8 protein-coding genes are annotated in these 10,348 nt (G+C 70.9%); 1 reads left to right on the forward strand and 7 read right to left on the reverse strand.

What is annotated here, in order from left to right:
* Positions 1 to 143 precede the first annotated feature (143 nt).
* From ACFWI8_RS35345 to ACFWI8_RS35375, 7 genes are all read right to left on the reverse strand, one after another.
* Positions 144 to 1,946 (reverse strand): ABC transporter substrate-binding protein, encoded by a 1,803-nt coding sequence (locus ACFWI8_RS35345; protein ID WP_387100092.1) that lies wholly within the window; start codon positions 1,944 to 1,946, stop codon positions 144 to 146.
* 71 nt (positions 1,947 to 2,017) lie between these two features.
* Positions 2,018 to 2,989: an ABC transporter permease gene (locus ACFWI8_RS35350; protein ID WP_387100094.1), complete on the reverse strand. Its 972-nt coding sequence runs from the start codon at positions 2,987 to 2,989 to the stop codon at positions 2,018 to 2,020.
* A 340-nt stretch (positions 2,990 to 3,329) separates the two neighbouring features.
* Positions 3,330 to 4,370 (reverse strand): ABC transporter ATP-binding protein, encoded by a 1,041-nt coding sequence (locus tag ACFWI8_RS35355; protein WP_387100097.1) that lies wholly within the window; start codon positions 4,368 to 4,370, stop codon positions 3,330 to 3,332.
* Complete coding sequence (locus tag ACFWI8_RS35360) at positions 4,333 to 5,331, reverse strand: ABC transporter ATP-binding protein (RefSeq protein WP_387100099.1); 999 nt, start codon at positions 5,329 to 5,331, stop codon at positions 4,333 to 4,335. The genes ACFWI8_RS35355 and ACFWI8_RS35360 overlap by 38 nt, the downstream gene beginning before the upstream one ends.
* A gap of 16 nt (positions 5,332 to 5,347) precedes the next feature.
* Positions 5,348 to 6,337 carry an ABC transporter permease gene (locus ACFWI8_RS35365; protein WP_387100101.1) on the reverse strand — a complete coding sequence of 330 codons (990 nt, stop codon included), beginning with the start codon at positions 6,335 to 6,337 and terminating at the stop codon, positions 5,348 to 5,350.
* Positions 6,330 to 7,253, reverse strand: coding sequence for an ABC transporter permease (locus ACFWI8_RS35370; RefSeq protein ID WP_387100103.1), 924 nt, complete (start codon positions 7,251 to 7,253; stop codon positions 6,330 to 6,332). The genes ACFWI8_RS35365 and ACFWI8_RS35370 overlap by 8 nt, the downstream gene beginning before the upstream one ends.
* A 6-nt stretch (positions 7,254 to 7,259) precedes the next feature.
* Complete coding sequence (locus ACFWI8_RS35375) at positions 7,260 to 8,903, reverse strand: ABC transporter substrate-binding protein (protein WP_387100106.1); 1,644 nt, start codon at positions 8,901 to 8,903, stop codon at positions 7,260 to 7,262.
* A gap of 173 nt (positions 8,904 to 9,076) precedes the next feature.
* Here ACFWI8_RS35375 and ACFWI8_RS35380 point away from each other — a divergent pair, with 173 nt between their 5' ends.
* A complete protein-coding gene (locus ACFWI8_RS35380; RefSeq protein WP_387100109.1) occupies positions 9,077 to 10,240 on the forward strand; it encodes a WD40/YVTN/BNR-like repeat-containing protein in 1,164 nt (387 codons plus the stop codon).
* The last annotated feature ends 108 nt before the right edge of the window (positions 10,241 to 10,348 follow it).

The raw sequence follows: 10,348 nt of genomic DNA on the forward strand, positions 1-10,348 counted from the left end.
TTCGCGGTTGGCGGCGCCGGCGGCGTGGGGGCGCGCGTTGTGGCTGGGGTATGCCGGGCGTTCCCGCCCGCCCCCGCGGCGGGGGGGGGGGGGGGGGGGGGGGGGGGCGGGGCGGGGGGCCCCCCCCCCGCCCACCCGCGGGGTCAGTCCTGGATCACGTAGAGCCGTTGCATGTCGATGGTGCCGAGGTCGTCGTTGAAGGTGGCGCCGCCGATCCGGGAGCCGTGCAGGATGGTCTGCCGGTAGTAGAAGGTCGGCACGAAGGGCACGAACTCCTCCTGGATGTACTGGCTGAGCGCGGTCCACTCCTCGGCCGCCTGCGCCGGGTCGGTGATCGCCCGGATGCGGTCGATCTCCTCGTTGACGTGCTCGTCGTTGAGGTGGCTGTAGTTGGAGCCGCCGTCCGCGATCTGCCGGCCGTCGAACTGCGGTGGGATCACGGTGGCGCCGGAGAGCCAGTCGGCGCCCCAGCTGTTGCGGTAGATGTCCGCCCCGTTGTCGACGACGCCGATCGTGTCGTAGTAGGTCTCCGGCGGGACCTCGGTGCGGTTGACCTCGAAGCCGGCGGACTCCAGGGCGTCCGCGACGGCCACCGCGGCCTGCTGGTCCTGGGGCGCGGTGTGGTGGATGTAGTTGAGCTCGTAGCCGACCGCGTCGGCCTCCTCCAGGAGCTCACGGGCCCGCTCCACGTCGCCCTGCGGGTTGGCCAGCTTGCCCCAGGGGTCGTAGTCCTCCTCGTAGCCGGGCAGCAGCGGGGAGATGTTGCCGCCCGCGTACTGGCCGCCGATGCTGCCGCCGTAGGCGTTGAGGACGCCGTTGAGCGGCACCGCGTAGGCGATGGCCTGCCGCACCCGCAGGTCGGTGACCCGGTCCAGGTTGATGGCGAGGGTGCCGACGTACGGCTGGTAGCCGTCGATCAGCCGCTCCCGCAGCTCCGGGTCCTCCATGACGGTCGGCCCGTTGCCGGCGTCGAGGCCGTTGTTGAAGCTGGTGGCGTACTGGTTCTCGCCGTTGTCGGCCATCAGGCGGGCCGTGGAGTCCTCCAGGCTGTGGCCGAACGAGATCTCGTAGCTGTCCGGGTAGGCGTTGCGCGCCGGGTCGGTCTCCGGCTGCCAGTACTCGTTGCGTACCAGGGTCATGGAGCGGCCGGGCCGGAAGTCCTCGATCTCGTAGGGGCCCGAGGTGACCGGGTCCTGGTCGTACGCCTGCTGGGTGTCGCCCTCGGCCGAGACGACGGCGTAGCCGGGTATGGAGAGGGCGTAGGGCAGGTCGTTCTGGGGCTCGGCGAAGCGGAAGATGATGGTCCGCTCGTCCGGGGTCTCCAGGAGCGAGTCCGGCAGGTGGTCGCCCTCGTAGGGGCCATCGGGCAGCAGCTCGCGGTAGTCGGCGGCGTCCGCGCCCGCCAGCCACTGCTGGATGTAGCTGGGGCCCTGGGTGATGAACGGCGCGAAGGTCCGCTCGATGGTGTGCCGGATGTCGGCCGAGGTGATCGGGGTGCCGTCGTTGAAGTAGATGTCGTCCTTGAGGGTGTACGTCCAGGTGCGGCCGCCGTCGGTGACCGTGCCGGAGTCGGTGGCCAGGTCGCCGACCACCGTGTAGTCGCCGTCGTTGTCGAGGCGCACGTAGGTGAGGCCGCGGTGGATCAGCCGGGCGATGTTGGACTCGTGCGCGACGTAGATCTGGGCGGGGTCGAGGTGGTCGGGCGAGGTCTCCTGGAGCACGTTGATCGTGCCTCCCGGGGTGGCGTCCGGGACCTCCTCGGCGGGTCCGGTGGACGCCTCGGCGTCGCCGAAGGAGATCGCGGCCGAGGTCTCGGGCCCCGCGCTCTCCTCCTCGCTCGTGGGACCGCCGCCCCCGCCGCTGCTGCAGGCGCTGAGGACCAGCGCCCCGGTCATGGCCAGGGCCACCCCGGCGATGCGTGCTCTGGGCCGTGCTGTGGTGCTCATCGGTACGTTCCCACCTGCCCGTTTCGTTGGTCGGCTTGGCTCGCGGAGGCGACGGTGCGGCGGTCGCGGGGCTAGCGGACGGTCTTGGGGTCGAACGCGTCCCGGACCGAATCTCCCAGGAGGTTGAAGGCGACCACGAAGATCACCATGGAGACCCCGGGGAAGAACATGTAGGTGATGTCGCTGCGGTAGACCTCGGCGGCGGTGGCGAACATCCGGCCCCAGTCGGGCGTCGGCTCGGTCAGGCCCACCCCGAGGAAGGAGAGGGCGGCGGCCGTGGTCACGAAGCTGGGCAGCATGTAGGTGGCCTGGACCAGCATCGGCGAGACCACGTTGGGCAGCAGCTCCTTGCGGATGATCCGCCACGGGGAGGCGCCGCTGACCCTGGCCGCCTCGACGAACTCGCGCTCCCGCAGGGTGAGCGCGGCGCCGCGCAGGATGCGCCCCAGGGTCATCCAGCCGAGCACCCAGAGGACGACGATGATGGACACCACCTTGACGTAGGTGGGTGTCTCCTCCCTGGGGTCCACGAAGAGGGTGGTGACGATCGGCAGGAAGGCCACGAAGAACAGCTGCTGCGGAAAGGCCATCAGGAGGTCGATGACGCGGCTGATGGCGAAGTCCCAGCGGCCGCCGAGATAGCCGGCGGCGATGCCCAGGACGATCGCGGTGAGGACGGCGAGCACGGTGACGGCGAGGGCTATGAGCAGCGAGGTGCGTATTCCGTAGATAAGCAGGGTCAACACGTCGCGGCCGGTGCCCGGTTCTATTCCGAACCAGAATTCCCCGTCCATGCCGCCGTTGGGTTTGACGGGATAGCCGTACTCGTTGAGCAGCCCCGGCTCCAATTGCCCGTACCTGGTGTAGGGGTCCTTGCCGTAGAGGGCGGAGATGAGCGGCGCGAGCAGGCCGACCGCGAAGAAGAGGAGCACCACGCAGGCGGAAATGACGCCGACTCGGTCCCGTCGGAAACGACGCCACATGAGCTGACCCGGCGAACGCCCTACCAGTTCGGCCGCCACGGCCTCGGTTTGGCTGGACATCAGTCCCCCCGACGTGTGGTCCCACGATGCGATGCGTGTAGAGCGGGACTGTCGCAAGGCACCGAGTTACCCGTCAAGGGGTAGCAGTGGTATCAACCTATGACGGTCAATTAGTGAGCCAAGGTTACGCGGATTGACACAGGAACGTGCTTGACGGCGTCGCGGACTTTCGGAAATGAGCGGACAAGTACGGACCCAGGGGTGTTAACAAGGAGGCAACACCCCAGACGCTATACCGATATGCGAACGGCCCAGACTGAGGCGGTACGGCCGTGCGGGTGCCGTAGACCGGGGCGGTGTGGCCGAGAGTCCACCGCCCCGGTTGCACGAGGGCGCCCGACTACTCCGAAGTGGCGTAGTGACAGGCGGACTCGTGACGGCGCGCGCCGGTCGCGTCCGCGAACGCCAGAGGCACGGCCAGCGGCGGTGGCGCCGTCGCGCAGATCTCCGTCGCTTTCCAACACCGGGTTCTGAAACGGCATCCCGTCGGCGGGTCGGCCGGTGACGGCACGTCGCCCCGCAGGATGATCCGTTCGCCCCGCCGGGCCGCCTCCGGATCCGGCACCGGAACCGCGGAAAGCAGAGCCTGGGTGTAGGGGTGGGTGGGGTGCTCGTAGATTTCCCGGTCCGAGCCGATCTCCACGATCTTTCCCAGGTACATCACCGCGACCCGGTCCGAGATGTGCCGCACCACCGAAAGGTCGTGGGCGATGAAGACACAGGAGAGCCCGAACTCGCCCCGGAGCCGCGCCATCAGGTTGATCACCTGGGCGCGCACCGAGACGTCGAGCGCCGAGACCGGCTCGTCGCAGATGATGATCTCCGGCTTGAGGGCCAGGGCGCGGGCGATGCCGATGCGCTGCCGCTGGCCGCCGGAGAACTGGTGCGGATATCGGTTGACATACTCCGGATTGAGCCCGACCACGTCCAGCAACTCACGCACCCGGCGCCTTCGCTCGCCTTTGGGCGCGACCTCGGGATGGATCTCGAAGGGCTCACCGACGATATCCCCGACCGTCATGCGCGGATTCAGCGACGTATAGGGATCCTGGAACACCATCTGGATATTCCGTCGCACGGCGCGCAGGGCCCGCCGCGACAGCCGGGAGAGGTCGTCGTCGCGGTAGCGGATCTCGCCGGCCGTGGGGCGTTCGAGACCGACCAGCAGCCGGGCCACCGTGGACTTCCCGCACCCCGACTCCCCCACCACACCCAGCGTCTCGCCGGGCCGCAGGTCGAAGGAGACGCCGTCCACCGCGCGCACCGCGCCCACCTGGCGCCTGATCAACGCCCCCTGGGTGAGCGGGAAGTGCTTGACCAGGTTCCGCACCTGGAGGATGGGCTCAGCCACCGACCGTCTCCTTCCAGAAGTGGCAGGCACTGGTCCGGCCCTCGCTCCGGCCGCCGTCTGGCCGCGTCACCCGCACCAGCGGCGGCACCGGATCCTCCCGGCACATCTCGCGGGCCGCGGGGCAGCGCGGGTTGAAGGCGCAGCCGGGCGGGATCGCGGTCAGGGTGGGCGGCAGGCCCCTGATCGCGTAGAGCTCCCGGCCCTTGTGGTCGAGGCGCGGGACGGAGTCCAGCAGCCCCTTGGTGTACGGGTGCGCGGGCCGCTCGTACAGCTCACGCACCGGCGCGTTCTCCACGATGCGGCCGGCGTACATCACCGCGATCCTGTCGGCGACGTCCGCGACCACGCCCAGGTCGTGGGTGATGAGGACGAGCCCCATGCCGGAGTCCCGCTGGAGCTCGGCCAGCAGGTCCATCACCTGCGCCTGCACCGTGACGTCCAACGCCGTGGTCGGCTCGTCCGCGATGATCACGTCCGGCTCCAGGGCCAGCGCCATCGCGATCATGACGCGCTGCCGCATGCCGCCGGAGAACTGGTGCGGGTAGTCGTTCACCCGCTCCCTCGCCGCCGGGATGCGGACCCGGTCCATCAACTCCACGGCCCTGGCCCTGGACTCCCTGCGGGACATGCCACGGTGCACCCGGAACATCTCGCCCAGCTGGAACCCGACCGAGAGCACCGGGTTCAGCGCCGAGAGCGCGTCCTGGAAGATCATCGCCATCCGCTCGCCGCGGATCCGCCGCCGCCGCTCCTCGGACATGGCGAGCACGTCCTCGCCGCGGAAGAGGATCTGGCCGCCGGTGATCCGCCCCGGCGGGCTGTCCAGGATGCCCATCACGGCCTGCGCGGTCACCGACTTGCCGGAGCCGGACTCGCCCAGCACCGCGAGGGTCTCGCCGGCGTCCACCGCGTAGCCGACCCCGTCGACCGCCCGGACCACCCCGTCCCGGGTGTCGAACTCCACACGCAGGTCCCGCACTTCGAGCAGCATGGGCGGTCAGCGCCTTTCACCTGAGCTTGGGGTCGAGGGCGTCCCGGACGGCGTCGCCGAGCATGATGAAGGCCAGCACCGTGACGCTGAGCGCGGCCGCCGGGTAGAGCAGGATGTGCGGGGCGTTGCGGAACTGCATGCCGTCCGAGGCGGCCGAGATGTCCACGCCCCACGAGACGCTGGGCGGCTTGAGGCCCACGCCCAGGTAGCTGAGCGTGGCCTCCAGGGCGACGAAGGTGCCCAGCATGATCGTCGCCATCACGATCACCGGGGCGATGGCGTTCGGCAGGATGTGCCGCAGCAGCAGCCGGGGGGTGCCGGCGCCGAGCGAGCGGGCGGCCTGCACGTAGTCGTGCTCCTTCGCGGCGAGCACCGCGCCGCGCGCGATCCGGGCGATCTGCGGCCAGCTGAGCGCCGCGATGATCGCGACCACCGGCCAGATGCCGGTCAGCGTGACCACGGACAGGAAGACGATGGCGCCGAGCACCATCGGGATGCCGAAGAAGACGTCGGTGAGCCGGGAGAGCAGCTCGTCCCAGAAGCCGCCGAGGAAGCCGGCGAGGCCGCCGACCACCGAGCCGAGCAGGGCCACGCCCAGGGTGGCGCAGATCCCGACCGCGATCGAGGCGCGGGCGCCGTGCACGGTGCGGGTGTAGACGTCGCAGCCCTGTGTGTCGAAGCCGAACCAGTGGCCGGGGCTCGGGCCCTCGAGTGAGCGGCCCAGCTCGCAGCGCTGCGGGTCCTGGGTGGCGATCAGCCCCGGCCAGAGCGCGATCACCGTGAGGAAGAGGATCAGCAGTGCGGAGACCACGAAGACGGGGTTGCGCCGCAGGTCGTGCCAGGCATCCGTCCACAACCCCCGCGCCTCCGCCGGCACCGGCAACGCGCCGGCCGCCGGGCCGTCCGGCGACGACGACGGCGAGCCGGCCGCCAGGCCGTCCGGCGGCGATGAGTCGGCCGGCTGCGGGCCGGACGTGGCTGGCCCGACCGGGAGGTCATCAGGCATAGCGGATCCTCGGGTCGAGCACGGCGTACAGGACGTCGACGAGCAGGTTCGCCAGCAGGAAGATCAGCACCAGCACCACCACGAAGCCGACCACGGTGGCCGAGTTCTGCCGCAGCACCCCCTGGTAGAGCTGGTAGCCGACGCCCTGGATGTTGAAGATCCGCTCGGTGACGATGGCGCCGGCCATCAGCGTGCCGATGTCGGCGCCGAGGTAGGTGACCACCGGGATCAGCGAGTTGCGCAGCAGGTGCCGGACGGTGATCCGGCGGCGCGGCAGGCCCTTGGCGACGGCGGTGCGGATGTAGTCGGCGCGGGCGTTCTCGGCGACGGAGGCCCTGGTGAGGCGGGTGACGTAGGCGAGCGAGACCAGGCAGAGGATCAGCCCGGGCAGCAGCAGCTCGCGCACCGTGGGGTCGGGGCTGACCGCCGGGCTGACCCAGCCGAGCCGGACGCCGAACAGGTACTGGGCCGTGGTGCCGAGCACGAAGGTGGGGACGGCGATCACGCAGAGGGTGAGCATCAGCACCGAGGTGTCGAGCGGCCGGCCGCGCCGCAGCCCGGTGATGACGCCGAGCGCGATCCCGATGGCCATTTCGAGCACCAGGGCGATCACCATCAGCCGGAAGCTGATCGGAAACGCCCGCCTCATCAGCTCGGTGACGGGCTCCCCGTTGAAGGCGGTGCCGAAGTCCCCGGAGAGGATCCGGCCCATGTAGAGCACGTACTGCCGCCACAGCGGCTCGTCCAGGTGGAACTCGGCGCGCAGCGCGGCGGCGATGGCCGGGTCGGGGCCGCGGTCGCCGAAGAGCGCGGTGACCGGGTCGCCGAGCGCGTAGACCATGACGAAGATCAGGAAGGTGGCCCCGACGAAGACCGGGATCGTCTGGACGAGTCGTCTGACCAGGTAGCGCGCCATGCCGCCTCAGCTCACCCGGATGTCGGTGAAGACGGGCACGGAGAAGGGGTTGAGCCGCACGCCGCTGACCCGCTCCGAGTGTCCCGCGGTGCCGTTCTGGTACCAGAGCGGGATGGCCGGCAGGTCGCCCACCAGCACCTCCTGGGCCTGCTGGAAGGCGCGGACGGCGTCGGCCTCGTCGGCGCTGGCGTTGGCCCGGTCCACCAGTTCGTCGAACGCGTCGCTGCTGTAGCCGGAGTCGTTGGAGGAGGCGTCGGTGTAGTAGATCGGCTGGAGAAAGTTCTGGATCAGCGGATAGTCCATCTGCCAGCCCGATCTGAACATTCCCGACATCCGTCGGTCACCGACCCGGTTGCGGAAGTCCGCGAACGTCGGCACCGGCTCCACGGTGCAGGCGCCGCCGTCGTCCAGGGCGTTGTTGACGCTGTTGCAGACCGCGTCCATCCACTGCCGGTGGGAGCCGGTGTCCACGTTGGAGGTCAGGGTGATCCCGCCGTCCGGCAGGCCGCCCGCCTCCTCGATCAACTCCCGTGCGCGGTCCGGGTGGTACTCGCAGACCTGGCCGCACAGGCCCTGCTGCCAGCCGCCGTCCTCGCCGAGCACGGGCGAGGTGTAGTCCGAGGCGGGGGTGCGGGTGCCGTGGTAGATCCGGGAGGTGATGGCCTCCCGGTCGATGGCCATGGACAGCCCCTGGCGGAGCTTGAGGCCGTCCTCGCCCTGCCAGCGCTCGTCGTAGAGCGGGAAGGCGACGGTCTGGATGATGCCGGCGGGCCGGTTGAGGTACCGGTCCCCCAGGTCGATCTCCGCGTTGGCGAGCTGGGCGGCGGGGACGTCGTCGACCAGGTCGAGGTTGCCCGCCCTGAGATCGGTGTAGGCCGTGTTGTTGTCGGTGTAGACGCGGAGTTCGACGCCCTTGTTCCTGGGCCGGTCCTGGCCCGCGTACTCCTCGTAGCTGACCAGCTTCATGGACTGGTTCTTCTGGTAGGCGTCGATCCGGTAGGGGCCGTTGCCCACCGGCTTGGCCAGCCAGGCGTCGTGGTCCTCGAAGAACGAGCGGGGCAGCGGGGCGTAGGCGGCGTAGCCGAGGGTGTCGGGCCACAGCGAGAACGGCTCGCTGAGCCGGACGGTGAAGGTGTGGTCGTCCACCACCCGCAGCCCGCTGAGGGTGTCGGCGGTCGCCTCGGCGCCCTCGTCGGCCGGGTGGACCTCGTCGTAGCCGTCGATGAACTGGAAGAAGTAGCTCGCCACCTGGGCGTTGTCGACGTGGGCGCCGTAGTTCCAGGCGTCCACGTAGGAGTGGGCGGTGACCGGGGTGCCGTCCTGGAAGGTCCAGCCGTCCTTGATCCGGACGGTGAAGTTCCGCTGGTCCTCGGTGGTGATCGACTCGGCCATGGCGTCCTCGGCCCGGCCGGTCTCCGGGTTGTACCGCTTCAGCCCCCGGAAGATCATGTCGAGGACCTTGCCGCCCTGGACCTCGTTGGTGTTGGCCGGCTCGAGCGGGTGCTGCGGGTCGCCCCAGGAGGCCCTGACCACCCCGTCGGGCCCGTCGCCCGAGCCGTAGCCGCTCCCGCAGCCCGCGCCGACGAGCGCCGCGGCCAGGGCCAGGGCGCCGCCGGCGGCGACCCGAGCGAGGCCTGGCGTTCGGCGCATACGGTGCCTCCTCGGATGCCGGAAAGCCGCATTGGGCACATAAGATCATTTGCTCTCGCTATAACCTCTCTTTCTGGCCTGATCCGCGCGAAGAGTTGCCCAGAACCCCCCATTTGCCGGACGCCGCGCATGGGTATCTACCGAGCATGCGCAGCGGGTTAATCGTTTTACCGATGGTTCTCCTCACCGCGACCGCCACCCTGCTCGGCTGCACCGCACCCGGGGGCAGCGCCCAGGACCGCAACGACGACCGCGAGGGCTTCGAGACGCCCCCGCCCTCCCTCGACCCCACGACCGACCCGTCCGCCGAGCCGCCCGCCGTGCCCTCCGGAACCGAGCTTCCCGGGCAGGCGTTCTCGCTCCGCCTCGTCGACGAGACGAACGCCTTCGCCCTGGTGACCGAGTGCGCCGAGGACACCGCGGGACTCCCCGGGGCCGAGGGCTCGGAGCGCTGCGCGTACCGGGTCGCCGTCCTGGAGGACGGCGCCGCCTGGGAGGTCCGCGACACGCCGATCCCGGCGGGTGACAGCCGGGACGTCCCGCACTCGCTGGAGGCCGCGGGGCCCGGCGTCGCCCGGCTCTCCGCCGTCCTCGACGACGGCGTCGAGCGGCACTGGGTGACCACGGACGGGGCGCGCAGCTGGCGGCCGGCCGAGACCACCGGAGCCACCGGCCCCGCCGAGGAGATCCCGGAGGGCGCCATCCTCACGGCCGGCCAGGCGGGGCTCGCGGTGCTGATGCCCGACACCGCCGAGTACCGGCTGCTGGCCGCCCAGCCCCCGCTCGACAACCCGGGCTGGCCCGGCATCCTGCCCGACGGCTCGTTCTGGACCTCCGGCGTCGACCCCGACACCGGCCGCCGCGCCCTGGCCGTCAGCCGCGACCGCGGCCGTGCGTGGGAGCTGCTGCCGCTCCCGACCACCGCCGGCGTGACCTCCCAGACCCTGACGGCCGGACCCGACGCGCTGTACGTCTTCGAGAGCGGCACGGCGCGGGCCGGCGACGGCACCGGCGTCCTCGCCATCCACCGCAGCGTGGACGACGGCGTCAGCTGGGAGCCCGTCTGGACCTACCGCCCCGGCACCGTCCCCCACATCGTCCTCGGCACGCCCATCGCCGCGGCCGACGGCAGCCTGCTGATGTACGCCTCGGACGCCATCTACCGCAGCGACAACGCCGGCCGCGACTGGGCGATCTCCCGCCCCGGCTCACCGCCGGAACGCCCGGAGGTCACCCCCGCCGGGTTCCTCCTCACCGACCTCACCAACCCGGGCCACTACCGCCTCTCGGCGGACGGCTTCACCTGGCGCACGGTGGTCCTGGGCCAGGGCCGCTGACCGACGCGGCCGTCCGCCCGCCACGCCCCGGGCGGGGGCGGGGGGGGGGGGCGGGCCGCCCCCGGCGCCCCCCACGACTGGCTGCGCTCGGACAACGCCGCCAAGCAC

It is taken from the genome of Streptomyces sp. NPDC127098 (assembly GCF_042722465.1).
GTDB classification, from domain to species: domain Bacteria; phylum Actinomycetota; class Actinomycetes; order Streptomycetales; family Streptomycetaceae; genus Streptomyces; species Streptomyces millisiae.

Coding starts and splice junctions, on each gene's coding strand:
- ACFWI8_RS35345 (WP_387100092.1), bottom strand. CDS start 1,946: ATGAGCACCACAGCACGGCCCAGAGCACGCATCGCCGGGGTGGCCCTG.
- ACFWI8_RS35350 (WP_387100094.1), bottom strand. CDS start 2,989: ATGTCCAGCCAAACCGAGGCCGTGGCGGCCGAACTGGTAGGGCGTTCG.
- ACFWI8_RS35360 (WP_387100099.1), bottom strand. CDS start 5,331: ATGCTGCTCGAAGTGCGGGACCTGCGTGTGGAGTTCGACACCCGGGAC.
- ACFWI8_RS35365 (WP_387100101.1), bottom strand. CDS start 6,337: ATGCCTGATGACCTCCCGGTCGGGCCAGCCACGTCCGGCCCGCAGCCG.
- ACFWI8_RS35370 (WP_387100103.1), bottom strand. CDS start 7,253: ATGGCGCGCTACCTGGTCAGACGACTCGTCCAGACGATCCCGGTCTTC.
- ACFWI8_RS35375 (WP_387100106.1), bottom strand. CDS start 8,903: ATGCGCCGAACGCCAGGCCTCGCTCGGGTCGCCGCCGGCGGCGCCCTG.
- ACFWI8_RS35380 (WP_387100109.1), top strand. CDS start 9,077: ATGGTTCTCCTCACCGCGACCGCCACCCTGCTCGGCTGCACCGCACCC.